Below are 24,981 nucleotides of genomic sequence, written 5' to 3' on the forward strand. Positions count from 1 at the left end.
CAAACTCTTCAGTTTAAAATCAGTAGTGCCTAAAGGACACCAATCTTGGCTCATCAATTTTCTGACAAATATTTCTCAAATAAACTTCGAGTCATTCTTACCATCAATCAATGAAAATAATTTCGATTGATCAACCAGTAAAAATCCACACAAGTTGTTCTTCATAATCTCTTAATGATCTTCTTGCTCTTCGTCAGAAACAAGCTACCAGGCAACTCACACAACAACCTAACTTAATCAGCTAAGTTCGTTTTGCTGTATCGCCTTGATGCAGCGTATTCTATACACTTTAGAAACAAGCGCAAGGGCTTTTCTCAAAAAGATTCAAAAAAGTGACTTGTACGTTTATTTTTTAATCTAAAATGTTATTTTTAGCCTTTTCTGAGAGATTTTCCAGATTTTTTGCATTAAAAGTATAACCAAATATAAATCTCTGCACTCTACCTATTAAAAAAGCATCAATACCATTTGATCCTTCATACTTTATCTTTTAATTCGTCTGTTCAGCCAACCAAGTCATAAATTTTTGACGTTCAGCTTTGGAGGCCTTTTGCCATAATTGAATGAGTTGTTGATCATTCTGCCCGACGAATTGAGTTTGAGGAGTGGCGACCGTAGCTACACTAGCTGCCTGAGCATATACAGGTGCTGGTTGATTAAGTGATGTTGCTGACTTGCTACTCATCTCGACTGTTTTGGTCAATACATTATTTGCAAACCATGTTCTCGCTGCATCTTTAGCGCCCGCTTGCTGAACAAGCAGCTGATTTTTTGCATCATATAAGCCAATGATGGGCTGATCCTGGTACTTTTTAGCTTCGTCAAAATTCTGAGGTGCATTAATTAACGCTAAACGATAGGTTTCACCATCTTTAAGCTCTGGAGTTTTTACAGTAAGCACTCCCGACTTTAAAATGTCATGTGAATTATCAGAGTGCTGAAAAAACTCATTATAGCGGACGCTGATATTATTCATTCCAGCATCCAGTTTATAAGTTGAATTAGAACGTAATAGACTTGATTTTATTTCCTGATTATTTACCGCAACGATCTTAATTTCTTCAGGTACTGTAATAGTCACCGCTGAAAAAACCGAGGTACTAAACAACAGTGCCGCTACAGTTGCCGCAATACGAAAATCCATATCATCTACTCATTTCAAGTTAATTATTAAAGTTGAGCTGCACTATGCCGCGTCGAAATGACAATTTTATGACAAAAACTTCTCTTATTTCACCTGAACTTTTAGCATTTATTTGACTGGCAATTTTAAATTATCTGCTATTTAGCCAGTACAAATAAAAAAAGAAGCACAAAAGCACTTCTTTTTAGCTGAAACCCGATTTATGCAAAGGTTTTAAAACGCTCCGCATCATCCATAAAGGTTTTTTCGCCCGCAGGTGCTTCAATAGAACCAAAAACTAATTGTGCGCGAAGCTTCCAGTGCGATGGGACTTCAAAAGTTTGTGCAACTTCTTCATCAATAATTGGATTGTAATGCTGCAACGAGGCACCGATATTTTTCTCTGCCAAAGCTGTCCAGGTTGCAAACTGCGCAATGGCTGAAGAATGCTCTGACCAGACCGGGAAGTTATCGGCATAGAGTGCAAACTGTTCTTGCATCGATTTCACCACATTCTGGTCTTCATAAAACAATGCGGTGCCATAACCTGCTGCAAAACCATTAATTTTATTATTGGTTGCTTCAAATGCATCTGTCGAAACAAGATCACGCAAGGTTTCACGCACAATATGCCAGAAAGTATCATGTGATTGACCAAATAAAATTACCACACGAGAAGTTTGCGAGTTAAAAGATGATGGGCTGTGTTTAACTGCATCTTTAATGAGATTTTCAATTTCAGCCTGCTCCAGGCTCACATTTTTCCCAATGGTATAAATGCTTCGGCGCTGTTTGATTTGATCTAAAAATGCCATAAATTCACCTCTATGTATTTTGATTATTAAAAACTGATAAAGTCATACTACGTGTTTTGAGCACTTAAAACAGGTGCATTCCCATAACAATGTGTTTTATTTATAGAACAATCAGACTTAGATCTGAATAGAATATTTGTATTAGATTTCATTCGCAGCATCCATGCTGCTATACCGTCCTTCATCGGTTTTTAACCCAATACTTTAAAAAAGTGCTGATCTTGCTGTTCTAATTTTTCTTTTGCTGCCTGCTCAATCGAGCCAAAGCAAAGTTGGGCACGTAACAACCAGCTCTTTTCAATGTCAAAATGCTCGGCGACTAAAGTGTCGATCTGCGGATTATAATGCTGTAAAGATGCACCTAAACCCGAATCTGCCAGTGCAGTCCATACGGCAAATTGCGCCATTCCTGATGTCTGTTCAGACCAGATCGGGAAATCTTCTGCATTGAGCGGCATTTTCTTTTGTAGTTGCTGAATCACGGCTTGATCTTCGTAAAATAAAATCGTGCCATATGCCGCGGCACACTGATTTAACTTGATCTCTGCACCTTCGTAAATATGTGTGGGCACATGCTGGCGTTGAACCTGTTTGACAAGTTCCCAAAACTTATAATGAGAATCCGCAAATAACACTACAATCCGCGTACTTTGGGAATTATAGGCTGAAGGACAACTGCGAACTGCTGCCTGAAGCATTTCACTCAGATACGCCTGACTATAATGTACCCGCTTGCCAAGTTCATAAATACTACGGCGCTTTTTCAACTGATCAACAAAAGTCAGTTTCAAATCATCATCAGGTTTGTTTTTTTTCGAAAATTTAAAGTCCTTGGTTATATCACTTGTTAATACCTGACCAATTTTATTTAGCAATGCCATTTCTTCCCCCCACAAAACCCAGCTAAAACAGCTCGAATAATCCCATACAAGTATAATGGCTTTATTACGGTAGATAGATCTGGTTCATATTTTCTAGCTGATTTTTAAAGCATTCAAACCCCTCAAAAACAACAAACTCCGCACTTAGCGGAGTTTGTGTGAATTATCACGCATTATTTATTTTCAGTTTCAAACAATGCAGCAACAAAAGATTTGGCAGAGAAAGGACGCAAGTCATCAATTTTCTCACCCACACCAATAAAGCGAATCGGCACATGAGTACGACTGGCAATATTAAACAGTACGCCACCTTTGGCAGTCCCATCGAGCTTGGTAATGGTCAAACCGGTTAGGCCTACCGCTTCATCAAACATTTCGACCTGGTTAATGGCATTCTGACCTGTTCCGGCATCGACAACCAACATCACTTCATGTGGTGCAGTCGCATCAATTTTCTGCATGACACGTTTTACTTTGGTCAACTCTTGCATCAAATGACCTTTGTTATGCAAACGACCAGCTGTATCAGCAATTAATACATCTACGCCTTTGGCACGCGCACTTTCAAAAGCATCGAAAATGACTGAAGCCGAGTCTGCACCATTGCCTTGAGCCACGACCGCAATATTATTACGCTCACCCCAGATCTGTAGCTGCTCCGTTGCAGCTGCACGGAAAGTATCACCTGCCGCCAGCATGACAGTCTTGCCTTCACCTTGCAGACGTTTGGCCAGTTTGCCAATCGTGGTGGTTTTACCTACACCATTTACACCGACCACTAAAATCACATAAGGCGATTTATTCGGATCAATGTGTAGCGGTTTTACCCGGGGTGCCAATAAAGCCACCAGTTCTTCCTGAAGCGCCTTATACAGTGAATGCGAGTAGATCAAGTCACCACGTTCGGTACGCTCGGTCAGGTTAGCAATGATGGTCTTGGTGGCTTCCACACCAATATCGGCCACCAGCAGCTGCTCTTCGACTTCTTCTAATAATTCATCATCAATTTCTTTACCACCGATCAGGATATTGACCATCCCATCGGCAAGGTTTTTACGGGTTTTGGTTAAACCCTCTTTCATACGGCTAAAGAAGCCACCTTTCGCCGCAGAATCTTCATTTTCAGTTTCTGTTACGACAGGTGCAGAAACTACAGCTGCTTCGCTTGGCGTTTCTACGATAGGCACATTGACCGCAGGTAAGCTCGGTAATGTGACATCATCATCTCCGATATCAGCATCAATCAAAAATTTGTTTTGCCCATTAGATTGCTGTTGCATGCCGAATCCTTGAAAAGCATTGCGTTAAAAACCCAGATTCTACCATAACTTGCCTGCTTTGCAGCTAGCAATGCAAATGCTGGACAAACATACCAAAAAGCTACAGCTCTTGGTTGCTTTCATCTCCGCATTTATTAAAAATAACCCTAAATACAAATGCCTATTTTTTGGGAGATCTAGTGTCCGCTACCTTTTTGACTGTCTCCTCTTTTTCCAGAATGATTAAACAAACGCTTTATCCACTTGGTGTCCTATTGCTGGGATTAAGTATTAATCAGGCCCAAGCCCAGACTCGTAGTGAATTATCACGCACCACTTTTGAAACCACTTTAAGTAATGGATTAAAAGTCATTATTCGGGAAGACCATCGTGCGCCCATGGTGATGACCCAGATCTGGTACAAAGTCGGCAGCAGTGATGAATCTGGCAATATTCTGGGGGTCTCGCATGCACTTGAACACATGATGTTCAAAGGTACGCATAAAGTTCCAAATGACGAATTTACCCGTCTGAGCCGGATTTATGGCGGTAGCATCAATGCCGCCACCTTTACCAATTACACCAATTATTATCAGCTCTATCCTAAGGCCTATTTCCCTATGGCACTGGAACTTGAATCTGACCGCATGAGCAATTTATTACTGCGGCAGCAGGACTTTGCGCCAGAAATTAAAGTGGTGATGGAAGAACGGCGCCAGCGTACCGATGACAACCCGCGCGCTCAGGCCTTTGAACGCTTTAAATGGATCAGTTATCCGACCAGCCATTATCGCCAACCGGTGATTGGACATATGAAAACCCTGAACAATATTCAGTTAAATGATATCAAAAAATGGTATCGGGACTGGTATAGCCCCAATAATGCCATTCTGGTAATTGTTGGAAATGTGGAATCGGAAGCGGCTTTAGCGCAAGTGCAAAAATATTTTGGAGATATTCCCGCGCGTCCAACACCGCCACGTAATGATGTGCTGGAGTTTGAACGCTTAGGCTATCGGCATATGGAAATTAACAGTAATGTTCAGGTGCCCAATCTGTACATGACCTGGAATGTGAAATCCCTCGGCACTGCCAAAAACCCCCAAGATGCGTATGCCTTGACCATTATTCGTAGCCTTTTGGACAGCGGCATTTCTTCACGCCTGCAAGACCGTCTGGTGCGTGATCGTAAAATTCTGACCTCTGTCAGCGCTTCTTATGATCCTTATAATCGTGGTGACAGCCTGTTTGGCATTTCTGCCTTACCTGCGCCAGGCGTATCTTTGCAAGAGTCACAACAAGCGATTCAGGATGAAGTGGATTTACTCAAAACCACCGCCATGACCCAACAGGAAGTAGATCGTATCAGCACCCGCTTTATCTCCAGTTTGATTTATAGTCAGGATGATATTGCCGGCCAGGCCAAAATGATTGGCAATCTGGAAGTCAATGGACTGAGTTATCGGCTGATGGATGAACTACCCAAGCATTTTGAAAGTGTCAGCGTTCAGGATATCCAGCGTGTCGCCAATGCCTATTTCGTCCGAGACAATCTCAGCACACTTTATCTCTCACCTGAACAAAAAGCCCAATAATGGGGATTGCAATGCGTCATCATCTTCGCCCTTTTTTACTTATTTTTATTTTAAGTTTTGCTTCTGCTGTTCATGCAGAAAATTATCTGGACCCTCAACCCGATCAAAACGATAATCCGAGTCAGTTACAGTCTATCCCTCTGTTGCAAAGCCTGAAAAATCTCAATCCGCAGCGTGAATTTCAGGCACCGTATATTCACGACCTGAACAATCGCTATCAGGTACGTACGCTATTTGTTGAAACCCAAGATCTTCCAATGGTGGATATCCAGCTGACCTTTAATGCCGGCTCGGCGCGTGATCAAGAAATTACTAAAGGACTCTATGGCCTGTCCAGCATGGCAGCCAGGCTGATGCGTGAAGGCACAGACAGATATAGTGCGAATCAGGTGGCGGCAATTTTTGACCAAGCCGGCGCACAATTTAGCGTACAGGCCTATCGAGACATGTTTGTGGTTCGGCTGCGTACGCTTTCAGATCCAAATAAATTGGAACCGGCACTCGGAATGATGATGGAAGTTCTAAAGAATGCGTCATTTAAACCCGCCAGTATTAATCTGGCTTTAAGCAATACCCAAGTGGGACAAAAGCAATTACAGGAAAATCCAAGCCGGCTGATGGATATTCGTTTTTATCGTACTCTATATGGTCAGCATCCTTATGCAGAACCAATCAGTGGCACCCAAGGCAGTACCAAGAAAATTAATGCCGAATTATTAAAACAATTCCGTGATCAGTTTCTGGTGGCGCAAAATATGAATATTGCTATTACCGGTAAACTCAGCCCCAAACAGGCGCTGGAACTGTCAGAACGGATTGCCGGCAATTTAACTCAAGGTCAAAAAGCAGCTGCATTACCACAGCCTGAAATTAAATCTGGTTTTGAAGTGGTGCATTTACCCTATAACTCGTCTCAGGCGCATATCACTTTTGGACATACAGGGCCATCACGCTTTACTGAAGATCGACTGGCCCTAGAAGTCGCCAACCGCATGTTTGGCGGGAGTGGATTTAATGCAGTACTGATGCAGGAACTGCGGGTCAAACGTGGTTTTAGCTACGGCGCTTATAGCTCATTCAGCTTTAGTCAGGCACCCGGAGTATTCAGCTTTAAATATTCTACACGGCAGGATCAGCTACTAGAGAGTATTCAGGTTGCACATCAGGCATTTATCAATTTTGTCAGCCAACCGATTGACACTCAACGTCTGGAAGAAACCAAAGCAGGCATGCTGCGCGCCTTCCCTAACAATTACAGCAGCAATGCCACCATTAATGCCCAGTTAGGCAATATGGGCTTTTATAGGGAGCAAAATGATTATTTATCCAGTTATCCGAAACGTCTGGCCAGAATTAGCGCAAAGGATGTGCAAAATGCAATACGCAAACATTTACATCCAGACCGCCTAACGCTTGTCGTGGTCAATAAAGAACTGGATAAAGATGCCTTGAAAATGCGCTTGGAGCAGAATTTAATGGATGCCAATTTCAATTTGCCAGCAAACCCTGTGCCTAAGGCATCTCCACCGAGAGCGGTGGCAGCTGACGCGCCCGCAGAGACTCCTGCTGATAGGCCTGCATCAATTTAAGATACTGCCCACGACGGATGTGCTGCTGCTCTAACAGAGCCAGTGCCAGATCCTGAGTTTGGGGCAAATTTTGCTGTTCAGAAAGTTGCCGAATCTGGGTGATTTGAGAGATGTTAAGCGGACGATAGAGAGCCAATGCGGCTAAAAATAAAATTACCACAACCATAAAAATGACAACAATATTATAAATCTGTTCCAGCTTGATTCTGCTGAACCATTGAATTAACTTTTCTGTATCTATAGACATACACTACCTCAAGTTAAAGGTAGTGTATGGTTAGGTTTATATAAGTTCAAGTCAGTAGCGCCATATTTAGCAGGGCTAAAACCCACGACTCTGCGGATTAGCTCATCATTCTGCTCAGAATAGTTGAATACAGCACCAATGCTACAATCACCAATACCAGTGCAACAGCAAATTTACTTAACCCCGCTTCTGCTTCAGGGGGATGCAGGCGATCTTCATCTGCAATTCGAACCAACTCGCCATTATAGAGTTTATAGAACTGCTCACGCTGATTGACATCCAGAGCACGGGTAAAGTCATACACCTCTTTACGTTGTGCCAGCCCATAATTACCCAGATGCGTATATTTACTAAATATAGCGTCATCCAGTTTTTTGCGATGCAAATGTGCAAGTTCTAGGATTTGCCCAGCAGTTGGTGGCATATCAAAATTTACACCATCTAAAGTTCTTGTCATCATGGTTTTCTCCTTATTGTTTGATCTCTATTTACAATTTATCTTAATAATATTTATAAGTGTGTATAGTTTAGTCATGTAAACTATAACTAAAGTAAACGAATAAAATCGAATGGTTGACTTTTCCATTATTTTGTAATATTAGTTTAACAATACTAAGTTATATTTGTATTTAGACTGATTAGTCTGTCCTGTAATCATAATTAAAATTAAGGAGTTTTTATATGATACAACAACTCTCTCAACACGATCTGGAACATCTGTATGCAGATGCCGTGAATACCATCCAATCCCAAATGAACTTTGTGGATGCGGTAAAACAGCTTGAAGATGCAGCTCGTGCAGGTCATGGTAAAGCGGCGCTTTTTTTAGCAGAACTTTATTATCAAGGCTTCCGTGTAGAACGGGATTCACTCAAAGCGCAGTACTGGCAAAACATGGCCACCCTGCAAGCATGATGAAACGTCACCTAGGTGGCGTTTTTTTCCGCTCTTTTTTCGATAAATAGCAATAAATACATATTCTCTTACGAAATCTTGCAAAGCTGAAACAGTAATTTCATACAAAGTTCCTAGAATAGAGCCAGACACTTAATTGCACTTTATTCTAATGAAACCACGAAAAATTATTCAAATTGATCCGATCTGTAAAGAGTCTCTTTTCAAGATCACCATGCTGAAATCCCTAAGGAATTGTGGCGAGCTATGGGGCGCATATCATCAAGGCTGGGCCATGATGCGCGATCAGGAAGACTGTATTTTTCCCTTTTGGCTGAATCCACTGGATGCCAAAAACCACGCCAAGCAGCATTGGCCGGATTATATCCCGCGTAAAATCAACTCTGAAGATTTTGAAAATGCATTATTGCCGACCCTGTCACGACTGAATGTTACGCCAGCCCTGTGTAATACCAATGGCACCAGACTCAAACTGACTGCTGCACAAATGCGTCATCTATTTTTTTCTGAACAAAGACTGCACATTGCTTAAATAACATGTTATTTATAAAGACTAAAACCTAAACACTTAGAGATGTTCAGGTTGAATGCATACTCTAGGATTAATAATAAATTGACCAGTAAGGATGATTAAGCATGACCAATGTGGCACAGGTGCTCAATGAAAAAATGCATCAAGCTATTTATACCATCCGTCCAGATTCTACAGTTCTAGAAGCCATCACCTTGATGGCCGACAAAGGAATCGGGGCGCTTGTGGTAACCCATGAAGACAATGTAGTCGGTATTCTGTCAGAGCGAGATTACACCCGTAAAATTGCCCTGATGCAAAGAACCTCATTCGACACCACGGTTAACGAGATCATGACCTCTAAAGTGATTACCGTAACCACATCTACCACCGTAGAAGACTGTTTATCGCTGATGACTGAACGTCACCTGCGGCACTTACCAGTAGTGGAGAATGAAAAACTGATCGGTTTGATTTCAATCGGAGATCTGGTCAAGGCAGCAATGGATGATCAACGCAAACTCATTGAACAGCTGCAGCAGTATATTTCAGGTTAAAAGCAGTTTAGTGTTTTTAAAAGATCTGAAACATGGCAAAAATCAAGTTTAAAGGCCCTTAATTTAAATAATAAAGTCATGACAAAGACGCAGATTTCACCTATAAAAAATCCCGGTACATGACCGGGATTTTTTATATCAATATTGTCAGCGAACTTAATTTAAACCCAGTTTCTCTGCCACATAATCTGAGTCTTTATCACCACGCCCAGAAAGATTGACCACGATCTTGACTTCTTTTGGCAATTTGCCTGCTTCACGAATTGCCCAGGCCACTGCATGTGAACTTTCTAAAGCCGGCACAATACCTTCTACACGCGACAAGGTCATGAAAGCATCCAGACATTCCTGATCGGTGGCGGTGGTGTACTCGACCCGGCCCAAATCCTTAAGCAGACTATGTTGCGGCCCCACACCAGGATAATCCAGGCCAGAAGCAATCGAATGTACCGGTAAAGGTTCACCCTGCTCATCTTCCAGCACATAGCAGGCCATACCATGCAATTGACTTGGTTTACCCAGTGTTAAGGTCGCCGAATGCATATCGGTGTCCAGGCCATGACCTCCCGGCTCTACGCCCACCAGCTTTACTTCCGGTTCATTTAAAAACGCGGTAAATGCACCCACTGCATTGGAACCACCGCCAACACAGGCCACCACATAGTCCGGATTTGCACCAAAACGGTCATTACTTTGCACTTTGATTTCATCACCGATAATGGACTGGAAATCACGTACCATCATTGGAAATGGATGCGGCCCCACCACCGAACCAATGGCATAGATATAATTTTTCGGGTCTTTCAAGTATTCTTCAAATGCACTATCAACTGCATCTTTCAGGGTTGCTGTACCACGCGTCACAGAGATCAGGCGCGCACCCAGAATCTTCATTTTTACGACGTTTGGATGCTCTTTTTCAATATCCACCTGACCCATGTGAATTTCACATGGAATCCCAACCAAGGCACAGGCAGTTGCCAATGCGACGCCGTGCTGACCCGCACCAGTTTCTGCAATGACTTTGGTCTTGCCCATGTATTTGGCCAGCAAAGCCTCACCCAGACAATGATTGATCTTGTGTGCACCTGTATGATTTAAATCTTCACGTTTCAGATAAATCTGTGCACCGCCTAACTGATCTGACAGACGCTTGGCATGAAATAAAGGACTTGGACGACCCACATAGTTGGCAAACAGGTCTTTAAGCTCGTTCTGGAATTCTGGAGTATGGCGGATTTCCTGATAAGCGACATTGATATCGTCCATCGCCTGTTTTAGATCGGGCGGAATAAACTGACCGCCATATTGACCAAAAAAGCCGTCCTCATTGGGTAAAGCAATACCATTAATTTGATGAGCCATAATAATTCCTGAACTTTGGAATGTACAACAAATGACTTTATCCTAAAATAATGTGGTTAACCCACTCATAATTATAGATAAAGCCACTAACAGAAAAATAAAATTAACGCGCGAGATATTTGGTCATATCTTCAATGCCTTTCAAAGTCATTGGAAACATATGATCTTCAAAGATTTGCTTAATTAAACCAATGCTATGCGTGTAATGCCAATAGTTTTCTTCTTCGGGATTCAGCCATGCGGTTTTATCAAAATGCTGTCGCAGACGCTGTAGCCAGACCTGTCCTGCTTCATCATTCATATATTCAACCGAGCCGCCGACCGAGGTGATTTCATAAGGCGCCATACTGGCATCACCGACCACAATTACCCGATAATCGCGACCATAGGTATTGAGTAAATCCCAGGTATTCATGCGTGAACTGGAACGACGGATATTGTCTTTCCAGACATAGTCATACAGGCAGTTATGGAAATAAAAATAATCCAGGGTTTTAAATTCGGTTTTGGCTGCGCTAAACAGTTTTTCACACTGGGCAATATGTGAGTCCATGGAACCGCCGACATCAAACAGCATCAGCACCTTAATGCGGTTACGGCGCTCAGGCACCAGCTGTACGTCTAAAATACCCTGCTTGGCGGTTTCACGAATCGTGCCATCGATATCCAGCTCTTCGGCTGCACCCTGACGCGCGAATTTACGCAAACGGCGCAGTGCCATTTGCATCTGACGACTTCCCAGAATCTGCTCATCATCGAGGTTGCGATATTGACGCTGCTCCCAGACTTTCACCGCAGAGCGTTTCCGTCCCGGCCCACCAATACGCACCCCTTCCGGATGATCGCCATAAGCACCGAAAGGCGAAGTGCCGCCGGTACCAATCATCTTGTTGCCACCCTGATGTTTTTTATGCTGTTCGCGCAGACGCTCTTCCAGCATTTTCATCAGTTCTTCCAGTGATCCAGCTTTTTTCAGTTCTTCACGCTGTTCAGGGGTCAGATGTTTCTCGAGCAGTTCCAGATCAAACCAGTCTTTAGGCAGTTTATGCACCTGATTTAGCAGTTCATCCAGATCAAAGGTCGCGATACCATCAAAGTAGTCTTTCATGGCGCGATCGAACTTGTCGAAATAGCGCTCATCCTTGACCATGACAGTTTTAGCCAACTGATAGAATTCGTCCTGATCGGCAAACACCAGACCAGCGGCAACCGCCTGATTCAGGTCAATCAGCTCACGCGTTGATACCGGCACGCCGTATTTGCGTAAGGTATAAAACAGTCGCACGAACATGCGTGTTTCTCCCTTAACGACGTGACATAAATGCTAGGCGTTCAAGCAACTGGACATCTTGCTCATTCTTAATCAAGGCCCCATATAAAGGTGGGATCGCTTTGGACTTGTCAGTATTGCGCAGAATATCTTCTGGCATGTCGTCAGCCATGAGCAGGCTGAGCCAGTCAATCAGCTCAGATGTTGATGGTGGTTTTTTCAAACCCGGAATCTGGCGCAATTTAAAGAAAACCTGCAAGGCTTCATTGACCAATGTGGCAGAGATATTCTCGAAATGTACATCGATGATTTCGCGCATGGTCGCTTCATCCGGAAATTCGATATAGTGGAAGAAACAACGGCGCAGGAATGCATCGGGCAATTCTTTTTCATTATTTGAGGTAATGATGACGATTGGACGCTGGGTTGCGGTAATGGTTTCCCCGGTCTCGTACACATAGAACGACATTTTATCGAGTTCATGTAGCAAGTCATTCGGAAACTCGATGTCTGCCTTATCAATTTCATCAATCAGCAAGACACAACGTTCTTCGCTGGTAAATGCTTCCCACAGTTTACCCGGCTTGATGTAGTTCTTGATGTCATAGACACGGTCATCACCAAGCTGACTATCACGCAGGCGCGACACCGCATCGTATTCATACAGGCCTTGCTGTGCCTTGGTGGTGGACTTGATATGCCAGGTGATCAGTCTTAGGCCCAGACTTTCTGCTACCTGCTCAGCCAATAAAGTTTTCCCTGTACCAGGCTCACCTTTGACCAATAACGGCTTTTGTAAACTACGGGCAGCTTTAACCGCCAACTTTAAACTGTCAGTCGCAATGTACTGAGCTGTACCTGAAAATTGTTGATGATCAGCAGACATGATTTAACCTTATTTTTTTACTTACAACGGTGAACTTTTCTTGTGAACACGAAGATTGCCCTTGTTCGACACATAGGTCGACCAGCAATAGCCAATCACAGATCCAATCCCAATGACAAATAAAATAAGTGACGCATTAATCCAAATCAGAGCTTGCTCTTTGGTCAACACACCAAACAGCAAGCCAAAGATTGCAGGTGCGATAGAGGCATTCGGCCCCTCGGATACCGTCGGTGTCAATAGAATGGCAAAGCCTAAAATCCACAAAAAACCACCCAGTGGCTTAGGCAGGCGCCTGGTTACGCCATACCAGCACCATAAAGCAATCAGGCTGCCCAGCAGATAAACCGCAACAGCAATGCTCTGTTCAGGAATTGAGTCTAAGACAGCAACATAACCATTCATTTCACAACTCCTGAATTAACATTAAGCGCCACGCAATCCTTCTGGAGCGACTGCATTCGGATCAATCAAGCCTTCTGGCGGCATTTGCAAAAAGAAACCACGTGTAGCAATAGAATCCATCACATGCAATACATTGGCACGTGCCAGTTTACGCGATTCGCTCAGTTCAAGATGCATGACAAAAGTCGCACGTCCAAATGCGGCTTGTACGGGCTCAGACAATACGCTGAGTGGCTCGAATGTTTCAGCTTCGCTTTCATCCGCAGGACGCGCCACATACAGATACATTTCACTTTTTTTGCTGGATTTGTAGATAGACACTTGCATGTTTCAAACGACTTTTCTGGAAAAACATCCGCAAGGATACATCAAAAAAAAGACAGAAACATTAGCCACGTCTCATGCATCAGTCGTGATTTTGTATAATTGCTCTATCTTTAACCAATCCTGCAAGCGATCACTCGCTGACTTTCATCTGGGTCGATAAATAAGATTCATCCTGATGCAGCACCTGAATCAGTGGCTGGGTTAACAGTTCATAGCGCCAGCCCAGCAGATAATCCGGCAGATCCTGCTCATCCTTATGAAAGACCACATGCTGATACAAGGCATTCAGCCATTTTTTACGCATCAGCACTTCTTTTGGAATTGAGGTTTCATCGACTACATTTTGAATGATGTTATCGATCTTTTCGCCGATATCTTTGGAGGAATGACGGATTGGACGCGCCAGACGTAACGGCCAGCTTTCCGGTTCCGGCAAGAATTTCAGCAGATCCAGAATGGTTTTACCATGTTCACGAACCACATTTGAACGGATATCTTTGACTTGACTCAGCTGGAAGTTATTGCGCGGGAACTTCTCGACCAGATCAATCATACTGACATTCTTTAAGATAAAACTACGTGGCTGATTCAGTGCTTTGGCAATCTGATCGCGCCAGACCATCAATTGCTGTAATTGCATCAGCTGACGGCGTGAATGCCGGTAATTGCCGACATCCTGATATAACAAGGCTGTTGGTGTATCTTCGCCAATTTCCTGGGTCAGGAAACGACAGTCTTGCAGAGCGAAATCGAGCAGGTATTTCGTATCCAGATCCTGCTTGATCTTCTCGGACAGTTGCACCAGATAATGCACATCATTGGCCGCATAAAGTAACTGTTCTGAGCTTAATGGACGTGCCAGCCAGTTCGAACGGGTCTGGTCTTTTTCGATATCCACTTCCAGCATCTGCTTCAACGCATTCTGATAACTAACTTGCAGACCATGCCCCAGGAAAGACATGCCCACCTGGGTATCAAACACATTGGTCAGCGATTTCTTTTGGGTATAGTGATAAAGCAGATCTATATCTTCGCTACAAGCATGAAAAATATTCTGCTGGGCGTTAAAAACTTTATTGAAGAACTCAGTCAGATCCAGGGTGGTTCCATCCAGCAAATAGACCTTGTTGTCTACATTGATCTGAAACACACCCAGTTTCGGCCACAAAGTATCGACCTTGATAAATTCGGTATCCAGCCCGTAAACAGAACTCTGATCCATCAGGTTCAGCACAGGGTATAAATCGTTTTGATGTTGAATAAATTGAAACATAAAGACTGAGTCTAAAATTAGATTCTCGATAGATCCATATTAACTGATCTATAGAATTTTTGTATAAAAAATAACGCTAATTCTGCTCTATCTAGCAAAAATACCCCTTATTTATTAGGCTCTGGATTTTAAATAATATCTTTTTTATATTAAAACTAACAAGATTTTTAAGTCTATCTTACTTCATGCGCATCCGGTTATGTACGGCCTGACTCAAGGTATGACTATCGACATATTCCAGTTCACCACCCTGTGGTACACCTTGGGCAATTCGAGTCATCTGGATCGGCAAATGCTTGCTGGCTTCCACCAGATAATGTGCCGTGGCCTGACCTTCTACCGTCGCATTAGTAGCGAGAATGACTTCCTTCACCTGACCATTGGCCAAACGGTGCAACAAATACGGAATGCCAATTTCTTCAGGACCAATCCCATCGAGCGGTGACAAATGCCCGCCCAGTACATGGTATTTCCCTCTAAAGCTGCCACTTTGCTCAATCGCCATAACATCTGCAGGTGATTCCACCACACAGAGCAATTCATCATCACGATCTAGCGACGTACAGATATTGCACACTTCATCTTCAGTCAATGAATGACAGACTGAGCATTCATGAATGTAGTTGGTCGCCTCAGTCAACGCATGCGCCAGACCAATTGCACCTTCACGATTTTTCATGATCATATGCAATGCCATACGTTGAGCCGATTTCGGCCCAACGCTTGGCAAAATGCGTAATGCTTGAACCAGTTGATCAAAACGATCACTAAACATTGCGCATTCTTCCTTAGAACATACCTGCCAGACCCGGTGGTAAACCCATACCCGAGTTTGCTGCTTTCATTCTTTCATCAGAGACCAATTCTGCCTGACGTGCTGCATCATTCATTGCAGCTGCAATCAGGTCTTCAATCATGTCTGGATCATCCTGAAGTAATTCAGGGTTGATTTCGATACGCTTCACTACATTGCGGCAAGTCATAGTGACTTTGACCAAACCACCGCCCGCTTCGGCATGCACTTCAGTTTGTGCCAGCTCTTCTTTGGCTTTTTTTACATTGTTTTCAACTTCTTTTTGCATGCGCTGAGCTTGCTGCATCAACATATTAATGTTCATAAATATCTCCGAACATAAATTTATAAAATTAGATAAGATCTAAACCACGAGTAATATCACGAATAATATCACCAATCTCTTCTAAACCAACAGAAACACGAATTAAACCTTCGCGAATACCTGCTGCTTCTTTGGCTTCAGGCGATAATTTACCGTGTGTAGTGGTTGCCGGATGGGTAATGGTTGATTTCGCATCCCCCAGGTTACCGGTGATCGAGATAAACCGGGTATTGTCAATGACTGTCCAAGCGGCTTCACGACCGCCTTTCACCTCAAAAGACACAATGCCACCAAAACCCGTCTGCTGTTTCACTGCCAGCGCATGACCGATATGCGCAGGCAGACCGGCATAATAAACCTTCTCTACCTTTGGATGCTGATCCAGAAATTCAGCCAGTTGCTGCGCACTTGCTGAATGCTCACGCATACGTAAACGTAACGTTTCCAAGCCTTTCAGGAATACCCATGCATTAAACGGACTCATTGAAGGACCTGTGGTACGCACATAACCAAAGATTTCTTCCAGCAGTTTATGGTTTCCAACCACAGCTCCACCTAAGGCACGGCCCTGACCATCCAGATATTTAGTCGCAGAATACACCACCAGGTCTGCACCAAATTTGAGGGGTTGTTGTAACACTGGTGTACAGAAGCTATTGTCGATTGCCAGTAAAGCATCATTGGCATGGGCAATATCAGCCAATGCCTGAATGTCAGCCACTTCTGCAAGCGGGTTTGATGGAGACTCAACAAACAGTAATTTGGTTTCAGGCTGGATGGCATTTTTCCATGCATCAAGATCGGTCAAATCTACAAAATCGACACTAACCCCAAATTTTGCGACATATTTTTCAAATAGCGAAACAGTCGAACCAAAGACTGCACGTGAGCAGATGACGTGATCACCTGCTTTCAAAAAAGCCATGGTCACTGCCATAATGGCAGCCATACCTGAACTGGTAGCAACGGCGCGCTCTGCACCTTCGAGTGCCGCCAGACGTTTTTCAAACATGGCAACGGTTGGGTTGGTAAAGCGAGAATAGATATTGCCCGGTTCCTGACCTGAAAATTTCGCAGCAGCTTCGGCGGCATTTTCATAAACAAATGACGATGTTAGAAAAATGGGTTCAGCATGCTCACCCTCAAAGCTACGGGTATGACCTATACGGATGGCTAAAGTTTCTAATTGATATGAAATATCGTCTTGCTGGCTCATCGCTCTACCTCAGCCCTAAGGCTGCCTTTTGTAAAAAATTGCCAACATTTTGAGCGCCTATGCTATTTCAGGTCAAGGCATAATAAGCAATTATTGCTTAGACTTCGATCAATCCTTCCCCGGATACGGATATTTTATTTACATGATTCAGTTAAAACAAAACTTTCAGCGCCAGCAAAAAAAATTGAAACATTTCAGTGCCCGGATGTTTAATGCCTCCTCTCTGATTCTGTCGCAAAAAACGCCTTTTGAATATATTGCCAGCACCGAGTTTTGCAAGATTCGCTATTACGCCTCACCCGATAAGAAATACAAGGAGCCATTGGTATTTGTCGCCCCTCTCGCCATCAATATGGATATCTATGATCTGTATCCCTATCGTTCGCTGGTCAAGCATTTTCAGCATAGCGGTTTTGATGTCTATCTGGTGGAATGGAAACGTTTTAACTTTAGACATCGTCATTTAAACTTTTTGTCTTTTATTGATGCAGCCATTCCTCAATCTATTGAAACCATCTGCAAGCATTCGGACAGTCAGTTCATTTCCCTACACGGCTGGAGTATGGCTGGGGTATTTGTCACGCTTTATACCGCCTTGCATTCGCCTGAACATGTCAAAAATTTGATGGTCGTTGGCAGCCCCATCGACAGTTATGCATCAGGACGGGTCGGCAAACTGTTTTCGACCACCAATAAACTGATTTCTAAAAATAAAAATCTGCAACAGGCCATTCATCAGGGTCATATTCCAAAGCAATATATTCATACGCCCGGCATTGTAAATGCCTTGGGCTTTAAGTTACTGGATCCGATCGGCTGGCTGAAAAGCCAGAAGCAGTTTTTGCTGAATCTGGATCATGTCGAAAATGTCTATGAACATGCCACCATGGGAAATTTTCTGAATAAGATGATTGATTATCCGGGCGGGATTAATCAGGACATGGTCTTACATCTGTGGCTGCAAAATCCTTTAAAACAAGGTTCAATCACCTTAAATGGTCGTACTGTTGACCTTAAGAATATCAGCTGCTCGCTGTTGGTCGGTGCCGGCCAAACCGATCAGATTGTCACAGAACAGTCAGCTAAGCCTTTGATAGAATTGACAAGTAGCCAGGATAAGACGTTTACTCTGATTCCGGGTGGTCATCTGGGCCTGATGTCCAACCAGAAAACAGCCAATACGTTCTGGCCCAAAATGACGACCTGGCTGGCGCAGCGCTCTACACGTCTTGATGCTTAGCGCATCTGCGTCAGCATCGCCAAAAAACATTAAAATTTATTTACATATTCAGAGGATACAGCATGATTCAGTCAGTAGCATTTATCGGTTTAGGTGCCATGGGTTATCGTATGGCGGCACATTTACCCAAGCAGTTTGATACCGTCTATGTCTGGAACCGCAATTTTGACAAAGCAGAGCAACATGCTGCTGAATATGGCACTCAAGCCGTTACGCTAGAACAGGCCGTTCAGGCAGATATTATCTTTTCATGTTTGCCGACCAGTGCCGATGTAGCACAACTTCTGGAAAATTTGTCGCTTAAATCCGGCTCAGTCTGGGTCGACTGTACCAGTGGTGTACCGGATTCCGCGCAAAAACTGGCAGCACAACTGGCTGAACGTGGGGCGATCTTTCTGGATGCACCGGTCAGCGGTCAAACCATTGGCGCTGAAAATGGCACCTTGACAGTGATGGTAGGCGGCGATGTCCAAGGTTTTGAAAAAGCCCTTCCTGCGATGCAGGCTTTTGGCACACTGATTAAGCATGTCGGTGAATCTGGCGCAGGTTTTGCAGTGAAAGCTGTGAATAATATGTTAATGGCTGTAAACCTGTGTGCGGTCGCAGAAGGCTTTACTACGCTGAAAGCACATGGAGTCAACCTGAATGAAGCACTGGATTGTATTAATGCTTCAAGTGGTAAAAGCATGGTGACCGAAACCGTATTGCCGCAGCGTATTTTAAATCGCAGTTTTCCTGTAACCTTTGCCCTGCCACTCTTGGCCAAAGATACCGGCATCGCAATCGATCTGGCGCGTGAGGCTAAACTGTCTGCGCCTGTGCTATCATTAACCCAGAATCTAATTCAGGCGGCCAGTGATCTATCGGATAAAAACAGTGATTTTTCCAGTGCCGTGAAAATGTATGAATCATGGAGTAATATTACCATCGAGTAATATCTCGCCATTGAATAATGATAACAAAACCTCATATTGTGACTAGTAGGCAGGCACATATAGTGGATAACCCAGAGGAAACTCGCATGAAGAAATTTTCTGTTGCAGCATTAATTGGCTTAGCAACTTTGTTCGGGGCTTCAACATCGGTTCTTGCATCTGAACAGGAATGCAAAAAATTGAAAAATGATCATGACGTGATTTATGCGTCTAAAGGATTCTGTTTTAAAGATCCAGAAGCAAAAGCGAAGTTCGGCAATGACAATTGCTATACAACCAAGCCAAAATTCTCGGAAAAAGAGCAACAGCGTCTTGACGTGATCAAAGATCGTCAGAAAGAATTGAACTGTAAATAATTCAATTCAATAACGCTCAAGGAATGTACTTATGACTTATGATGATCAGAATATTTTTGCACGAATTCTACGCGGTGAACTTCCTGCGATTAAAGTGTATGAAGATGACCAGGTTCTTGCATTTATGGACATCATGCCGCAAGCAGATGGTCATACTCTGGTCGTTCCGAAAGCACCAGCCATCACTTTACTGGATCTAGATCCTGAAGCTGCGGCCTATACGATTCAAATTGTACAGAAGGTTGCGAAAGCAATTGAAAAAGGTTTGGGCGTTGACGGCATTGTCCTGATGCAATTATCAGGTGCTGCTGCTGGCCAGACTGTACCGCATATTCATTTTCATCTAGTGCCGACTTCTCTGCACAACTTGGGTAAACATGCTGCCCAGATGGGTGATCAGGAAAAAATTAAAGCGCTGGCTGAAAAAATCAAAGCTGCACTTTAAGTTTAACTGAATAAAAAAATGGAGCTTCGGCTCCATTTTTTTATTCTACTTAAAGCATAAAACTTTAGAAATAAATGCGAATCATTAAGATAATAGCAACCAAATTATCTTTAAATACAAAAAATTGAATGTGTAATATTACAAAACTTACAAAATACAACATTTAACAGATTTGAAATATTTCCTTAATCTTACTGTCTTATTTGTAATCGATACTTGGCACCAATAGAGCGGTACATGTTTCAACACATGACTGAAACTTGTTTTAAGACGATGAATAAAAAGTCTTTATTGGAGCAACACATGAAAAAAACGTTATCTGCATTAGCAATTGGGGCAACAATTTTAACACCAATGATGGCAGCTGCTGCTGATGTTAAAGTGTATGGTCGTGCACACGTATCTTTAGACTATCTTGATAATGGCTCAGATTATAACGAAGTAGGTCTTTCTTCAAACTCTTCACGCCTAGGCTTTAAAGCTGAACAACAATTAGAAAATGGCATGACTGTTTTTGGTCAAATCGAACAAGAAATCAACTTCGCTAGCGGTGCTGAAGATGAAGATGATGGTGTTAACTTCGCAACGCGTGATACTTTCGTTGGCTTAAAAGGTGACTTTGGTCAAGCACGTGTAGGCCGCTTTGACAGCCCATTTAAAGTAGCGCGTGGTCCAGTCAACTTCTTTGGTGACCAATTAGGTGATATCCGAAACGTAACTCGTGCGGGTGACTTACGTTTTGATGAACGTAATGCCAATACGATTGAATATAAATCACCAAAGTTTGGTAGCGGTTTTAATGTAATCGGTGCTGTATCTCTGCACAGCGAAACAGAAGTGGCTGATAAGGAAAAAAGCAAAGCATATGACTTAGCTTTAACTTATAAAGAAGGTCCGGTTGATTTTGCTGCTGCTTATGAACACTATGAAGAAGATGCAAGTCGTGGCGAACGTGATGGCTTCCGTGTTGCAGCTGCATATAAAATTACACCAGAATTAAACTTCGGTGGTTTATATCAGTATTTAACGCATGATAATGATGCTGATAATCCAGATGCTCAAGTATTTGGTGTAGCTGCTGACTATAAATTTGCGCCAAAAACATATCTACGTGGTCAAGTGTTCCACCGTGATGTAGATGCAGATGATGCAAATGCAACATTATTGGCACTTGGTGTAGAACATCGTTTAGACAAAGCAGTACGTGTATATGCAAACTTGGCAACTGTACTGAATGATGAAAACTCTAACTTGACACCATGGACTCAAGGCCGTAGTACAAAAACTTCAGGTATCACAGGTGGTGCAGATGGTGAAGATGCAATGGGTCTATCTCTAGGTTTACGTTACGACTTCTAAGTTCTGCTCTCCTCAGAAAGCTTAAAAAGAACATGCTTCCAGCATGTTCTTTTTTTTGGCGTGTTTTTTATCAATATAAATAAAATGAGAAAGATTGTGACCCTGATATTCAACCCTTATAAAACCAACCAAAATAGTTTGATTAATTTTATTCAATATTTTAAAATCAAGCATTTTAGTCGGATTTAAAAAAACAATAAAATTACATAAAATAATAAAAAATATTTAGAATAAATTTTAACTAATAAAAATATATACCTTTTATTATCATACATTTAAAAATATATATTTATTTAAATTGTATCGTCTATTTATTTTTTAGTTACAATAGATTAATAATATACAACAAGTCACAGACAGGCTTAGTCGAATGAGCTTAGTTCCCAAAAATCTAAACCAGAGAGTAGTTAGAGAAATAACTGCCATTTTAATTATCAAAGTTATTTTACTGATGATCATTAAAAACATCTGGTTTGATGCACCTACGATTCCTAAAAATTTTGACAACCAAGTCGCCGAGCGTATCGCCGGCAATCCTTCCCAAATCCAGGAGACACGTTGATGATTTCTGAAAGCGTGGTCGATCTCTCGCGGTTCCAGTTCGCCATGACCGCGATGTATCACTTTATTTTTGTTCCACTGACTTTAGGCCTGGCTTTTCTGCTTGCCATTATGGAAACCACCTATGTGATTTCCGGCAAAGAAATCTATAAAGACATGACCAAGTTCTGGGGAAAACTGTTTGGTATTAACTTTGCCTTAGGGGTAACCACAGGCCTGACCATGGAGTTCCAGTTCGGAACCAACTGGGCTTATTACTCGCATTATGTCGGTGATATTTTTGGTGCACCGCTGGCGATTGAAGGTTTGATGGCCTTCTTCCTTGAATCGACCTTTATTGGCTTGTTCTTCTTTGGCTGGGATCGCCTGTCCAAAGTGCAACATCTGGCAGTTACCTGGCTGGTAGCTTTAGGTTCGAACATGTCTGCGCTGTGGATTCTGATCGCCAATGGCTGGATGCAAAACCCGGTTGGTTCTGTATTCAACTACGAAACCATGCGTATGGAAATGGTGGACTTTGCCGCACTGATCTTTAACCCGGTTGCTCAGGTAAAATTCGTACATACAGTGTCTGCAGGTTATGTCACAGGTGCTATTTTTGTACTGGCCATTTCAAGTTATTACATGCTGAAAAAACGTGACTTGCCGTTTGCACGCCGTTCTTTTGCCATTGCAGCCATCTTCGGGCTTGCGTCTACACTTTCAGTGATTTTACTGGGTGATGAATCAGGTTATGAGCTGGGCGATGTCCAAAAAACCAAACTTGCGGCGATTGAAGCAGAATGGGATACGCATCCTGCACCAGCAGCATTCACCTTATTTGGGATTCCAAATGCAGAAACCCAAACCACTGACTATGCGATCAAGATTCCTTATGTGATGGGTCTGATTGCAACCCGCTCCACCACTGAACAAGTGACCGGAATTAAAGATCTGATTGCTCAGCACGAACAGCGGATCCGTAACGGTATGGTGGCGTATGAACAGTTAGAGCTGCTCCGTGCAGGAGATAAATCACCTGAGCTTAAAGCGGCTTTTGATGAATCACAAAAAGACCTCGGTTATGGCTTGCTGCTGAAAAAATACACACCAAATGTTGTTGATGCCTCTGATGAGCAAATCAAAGCAGCGGCTAAAGACACTATTCCACACGTACCAAGTCTGTTCTGGGCCTTCCGTGCCATGGTCGGTTCTGGCTTCTTGATGCTGCTTCTCTTTGTTCTGGCTACCTTTGCGGTTGCGAAACGCAATGCTGAAAACAAACCTTGGTTATTAAAATTTGCCTTATTTGCACTGCCTTTACCTTGGGTGGCTGCACAAACCGGCTGGTATGTAGCAGAAGTCGGTCGTCAGCCTTGGACGATTGGTGAAGTCTTACCAACTCATCTTTCAGCCTCCAGCTTAAGTACTGGCGATGTATGGGGTTCAATCCTGGCATTGGCAGCCTTCTACACGGTGTTATTGATTATCGAGATGTATCTGATGATCAAATTCTCACGCCTTGGTCCAAGTTCCCTGCATACCGGTAAATACCACTTTGAAAAGCTTGCAGCAGAAAAGGCAAATGGGGAGACTCAAGCATGATCGAATATGAATTACTCAAAATAATTTGGTGGGTGCTGGTCGGCGTATTGCTGATTGGCTTCGCCCTCACCGATGGCTTCGATATGGGCTCTATGGCGATCATGCCATTTGTGGGCAAAAATGATAACGAGCGCCGTGCTGCAATCAATACCATTGCCCCGCATTGGGATGGTAACCAGGTCTGGTTCATTACTGCCGGGGGGGCTTTATTTGCTGCCTGGCCAATGGTTTATGCAACAGCCTTCTCTGGCATGTACTGGGCATTATTACTGGTACTGTTTGCCTTATTCTTACGTCCGGTCGGCTTCGATTACCGCTCTAAACTGGAAAATACCAAATGGCGTACTTCCTGGGACTGGGGCTTGGCGATTGGTGGTGCAGTTCCGGCATTAGTCTTTGGTGTAGCGTTTGGTAATATGTTCCTCGGTGTGCCTTTTACCCTGGATGAAACCGTACGTTCTACCTACACAGGAAGTTTCTTTGCCCTGCTGAATCCATTTGCGATTGTGTGTGGTCTGGTCAGTTTATCGATGTTATGCGCACATGGTGGTGCATGGCTGATGCTGCGTACTGATGGCGACCTGCGTCAACGTTCTGCCAAAGCGACACAAATCATGGGTCTGGTCTACTTGGCGACTTTCCTTGCTGCGGGTGCATGGTTGTATTTTGGAAACATCCAGGGTTATAGCCTGGTGATGCCTTTTGACACCAATGGTGTTGCCAACCCATTAGCAAAAGAAGTACTGACCAATGCCAATCCGGGCTGGATGAACAACTATTCAACTTATCCAATTACAATGGCAGCTCCAATTGCCGGCATTCTAGGGGGATTAATCATTGTACTGGCTGCAGGTAAAAACAAGGCTGGCTTGAGCTTCCTGGGTTCTTCTCTGGCAGTCGTCGGTGCAATCTTGACTGCCGGTTTTGCCCTGTTCCCGTTCCTGATGCCATCCAGCTTAAATCCGACTGTCAGTCTGACGATGTGGGATGCGGTATCCAGTAAAAACACCTTAACTGTCATGACAGTTGCAGCTTGTATTTTTGTTCCATTGATCCTGATCTATACCACTTGGTGTTATTACAAGATGTGGGGCGTGATTACCAACAAACATATTGAAGACAATTCACACAGCCTGTATTAAGGCTGTG

Annotated in this window: 28 protein-coding genes; 13 read left to right on the forward strand and 15 right to left on the reverse strand. The window is 43.2% G+C overall.

The window, feature by feature from the left end:
• Positions 1-490: 490 nt before the first annotated feature.
• The 4 genes from FTU45_RS11695 to ftsY all read right to left on the reverse strand — a co-directional run bounded on the left by FTU45_RS11695 (position 491) and on the right by ftsY (position 4,099).
• Positions 491-1,144: a DUF2057 domain-containing protein gene (locus FTU45_RS11695; protein ID WP_074383185.1), complete on the reverse strand. Its 654-nt coding sequence runs from the start codon at positions 1,142-1,144 to the stop codon at positions 491-493.
• A gap of 200 nt (positions 1,145-1,344) precedes the next feature.
• Positions 1,345-1,938, reverse strand: coding sequence for a nitroreductase family protein (locus FTU45_RS11700; protein ID WP_005097059.1), 594 nt, complete (start codon positions 1,936-1,938; stop codon positions 1,345-1,347).
• Between the two features lie 191 nt (positions 1,939-2,129).
• Positions 2,130-2,819 (reverse strand): nitroreductase family protein, encoded by a 690-nt coding sequence (locus tag FTU45_RS11705; RefSeq protein ID WP_005097060.1) that lies wholly within the window; start codon positions 2,817-2,819, stop codon positions 2,130-2,132.
• A 173-nt stretch (positions 2,820-2,992) separates the two neighbouring features.
• On the reverse strand, positions 2,993-4,099 hold the full coding sequence (gene ftsY / locus FTU45_RS11710) for a signal recognition particle-docking protein FtsY (protein WP_005097061.1): 1,107 nt from the start codon (positions 4,097-4,099) through the stop codon (positions 2,993-2,995).
• Between the two features lie 179 nt (positions 4,100-4,278).
• On the opposite strand from ftsY, the gene FTU45_RS11715 reads away from it, so the two are divergent.
• Both FTU45_RS11715 and FTU45_RS11720 read left to right on the forward strand, forming a co-directional pair.
• Entirely contained in the window at positions 4,279-5,673 is a 1,395-nt protein-coding gene (locus FTU45_RS11715) for a pitrilysin family protein (RefSeq protein WP_180076432.1), read from the forward strand.
• 11 nt (positions 5,674-5,684) lie between these two features.
• Positions 5,685-7,262, forward strand: a complete 1,578-nt coding sequence (locus tag FTU45_RS11720) for a pitrilysin family protein (RefSeq protein WP_180076433.1) — start codon at positions 5,685-5,687, stop codon at positions 7,260-7,262.
• On the opposite strand, the gene FTU45_RS11725 is transcribed toward FTU45_RS11720, so the two are convergent.
• Positions 7,186-7,509, reverse strand: coding sequence for a hypothetical protein (locus tag FTU45_RS11725; protein WP_005170656.1), 324 nt, complete (start codon positions 7,507-7,509; stop codon positions 7,186-7,188). The genes FTU45_RS11720 and FTU45_RS11725 overlap by 77 nt on opposite strands.
• A gap of 97 nt (positions 7,510-7,606) precedes the next feature.
• Positions 7,607-7,966 carry a hypothetical protein gene (locus tag FTU45_RS11730; protein WP_035337940.1) on the reverse strand — a complete coding sequence of 120 codons (360 nt, stop codon included), beginning with the start codon at positions 7,964-7,966 and terminating at the stop codon, positions 7,607-7,609.
• A 224-nt stretch (positions 7,967-8,190) separates the two neighbouring features.
• On the opposite strand from FTU45_RS11730, the gene FTU45_RS11735 reads away from it, so the two are divergent.
• From FTU45_RS11735 to FTU45_RS11745, 3 genes are all read left to right on the forward strand, one after another.
• Positions 8,191-8,424, forward strand: a complete 234-nt coding sequence (locus FTU45_RS11735) for a hypothetical protein (protein ID WP_005097069.1) — start codon at positions 8,191-8,193, stop codon at positions 8,422-8,424.
• Positions 8,425-8,575: 151 nt separating this feature from the next.
• Complete coding sequence (locus FTU45_RS11740) at positions 8,576-8,956, forward strand: DUF2750 domain-containing protein (RefSeq protein ID WP_180076434.1); 381 nt, start codon at positions 8,576-8,578, stop codon at positions 8,954-8,956.
• A gap of 104 nt (positions 8,957-9,060) precedes the next feature.
• The gene (locus FTU45_RS11745; RefSeq protein ID WP_005170650.1) at positions 9,061-9,492 is read left to right on the forward strand and encodes a CBS domain-containing protein; all 432 of its coding nucleotides are present in this window, start codon (positions 9,061-9,063) and stop codon (positions 9,490-9,492) included.
• A 156-nt stretch (positions 9,493-9,648) separates the two neighbouring features.
• On the opposite strand, the gene trpB is transcribed toward FTU45_RS11745, so the two are convergent.
• The 9 genes from trpB to FTU45_RS11790 all read right to left on the reverse strand — a co-directional run bounded on the left by trpB (position 9,649) and on the right by FTU45_RS11790 (position 17,352).
• Complete coding sequence (trpB, locus tag FTU45_RS11750; protein ID WP_005170649.1) at positions 9,649-10,857, reverse strand: tryptophan synthase subunit beta; 1,209 nt, start codon at positions 10,855-10,857, stop codon at positions 9,649-9,651.
• Positions 10,858-10,960: 103 nt separating this feature from the next.
• On the reverse strand, positions 10,961-12,148 hold the full coding sequence (locus tag FTU45_RS11755) for a VWA domain-containing protein (protein ID WP_100357027.1): 1,188 nt from the start codon (positions 12,146-12,148) through the stop codon (positions 10,961-10,963).
• Positions 12,149-12,161: 13 nt separating this feature from the next.
• Positions 12,162-13,013, reverse strand: a complete 852-nt coding sequence (locus FTU45_RS11760) for a MoxR family ATPase (protein WP_100355324.1) — start codon at positions 13,011-13,013, stop codon at positions 12,162-12,164.
• Between the two features lie 21 nt (positions 13,014-13,034).
• On the reverse strand, positions 13,035-13,418 hold the full coding sequence (locus FTU45_RS11765; RefSeq protein ID WP_005170643.1) for a hypothetical protein: 384 nt from the start codon (positions 13,416-13,418) through the stop codon (positions 13,035-13,037).
• Positions 13,419-13,439: 21 nt separating this feature from the next.
• Positions 13,440-13,745, reverse strand: coding sequence for a YcgL domain-containing protein (locus FTU45_RS11770; protein WP_005097076.1), 306 nt, complete (start codon positions 13,743-13,745; stop codon positions 13,440-13,442).
• 130 nt (positions 13,746-13,875) lie between these two features.
• The gene (locus FTU45_RS11775) at positions 13,876-15,018 is read right to left on the reverse strand and encodes an HRDC domain-containing protein (protein ID WP_180076435.1); all 1,143 of its coding nucleotides are present in this window, start codon (positions 15,016-15,018) and stop codon (positions 13,876-13,878) included.
• 178 nt (positions 15,019-15,196) lie between these two features.
• A complete protein-coding gene (recR, locus tag FTU45_RS11780) occupies positions 15,197-15,793 on the reverse strand; it encodes a recombination mediator RecR (RefSeq protein ID WP_004278698.1) in 597 nt (198 codons plus the stop codon).
• Positions 15,794-15,806: 13 nt separating this feature from the next.
• Positions 15,807-16,136, reverse strand: coding sequence for a YbaB/EbfC family nucleoid-associated protein (locus FTU45_RS11785; protein ID WP_004731251.1), 330 nt, complete (start codon positions 16,134-16,136; stop codon positions 15,807-15,809).
• A 28-nt stretch (positions 16,137-16,164) separates the two neighbouring features.
• Positions 16,165-17,352: an O-succinylhomoserine sulfhydrylase gene (locus FTU45_RS11790; protein ID WP_100355326.1), complete on the reverse strand. Its 1,188-nt coding sequence runs from the start codon at positions 17,350-17,352 to the stop codon at positions 16,165-16,167.
• Between the two features lie 142 nt (positions 17,353-17,494).
• On the opposite strand from FTU45_RS11790, the gene FTU45_RS11795 reads away from it, so the two are divergent.
• From FTU45_RS11795 to cydB, 8 genes are all read left to right on the forward strand, one after another.
• Complete coding sequence (locus tag FTU45_RS11795) at positions 17,495-18,592, forward strand: alpha/beta fold hydrolase (RefSeq protein WP_100355327.1); 1,098 nt, start codon at positions 17,495-17,497, stop codon at positions 18,590-18,592.
• A gap of 62 nt (positions 18,593-18,654) precedes the next feature.
• Positions 18,655-19,527, forward strand: a complete 873-nt coding sequence (locus tag FTU45_RS11800) for an NAD(P)-dependent oxidoreductase (RefSeq protein WP_100329572.1) — start codon at positions 18,655-18,657, stop codon at positions 19,525-19,527.
• An 86-nt stretch (positions 19,528-19,613) separates the two neighbouring features.
• Complete coding sequence (locus FTU45_RS11805; RefSeq protein ID WP_005170626.1) at positions 19,614-19,883, forward strand: YARHG domain-containing protein; 270 nt, start codon at positions 19,614-19,616, stop codon at positions 19,881-19,883.
• Between the two features lie 31 nt (positions 19,884-19,914).
• The gene (locus tag FTU45_RS11810; RefSeq protein WP_005170623.1) at positions 19,915-20,328 is read left to right on the forward strand and encodes an HIT family protein; all 414 of its coding nucleotides are present in this window, start codon (positions 19,915-19,917) and stop codon (positions 20,326-20,328) included.
• A gap of 303 nt (positions 20,329-20,631) precedes the next feature.
• On the forward strand, positions 20,632-21,687 hold the full coding sequence (locus FTU45_RS11815; protein ID WP_180076436.1) for a porin: 1,056 nt from the start codon (positions 20,632-20,634) through the stop codon (positions 21,685-21,687).
• 370 nt (positions 21,688-22,057) lie between these two features.
• Positions 22,058-22,249, forward strand: a complete 192-nt coding sequence (cydP, locus tag FTU45_RS11820) for a cytochrome oxidase putative small subunit CydP (RefSeq protein ID WP_004645265.1) — start codon at positions 22,058-22,060, stop codon at positions 22,247-22,249.
• Entirely contained in the window at positions 22,249-23,832 is a 1,584-nt protein-coding gene (locus tag FTU45_RS11825; RefSeq protein ID WP_074383198.1) for a cytochrome ubiquinol oxidase subunit I, read from the forward strand. The genes cydP and FTU45_RS11825 overlap by 1 nt, the downstream gene beginning before the upstream one ends.
• On the forward strand, positions 23,829-24,974 hold the full coding sequence (gene cydB / locus FTU45_RS11830; protein ID WP_074383199.1) for a cytochrome d ubiquinol oxidase subunit II: 1,146 nt from the start codon (positions 23,829-23,831) through the stop codon (positions 24,972-24,974). Before FTU45_RS11825 ends, cydB begins: the two co-directional genes overlap by 4 nt.
• Positions 24,975-24,981: the final 7 nt, after the last annotated feature.

The sequence above is a fragment of the Acinetobacter sp. YH12106 genome (genome assembly GCF_013418995.1).
Lineage (GTDB): Bacteria > Pseudomonadota > Gammaproteobacteria > Pseudomonadales > Moraxellaceae > Acinetobacter > Acinetobacter pseudolwoffii.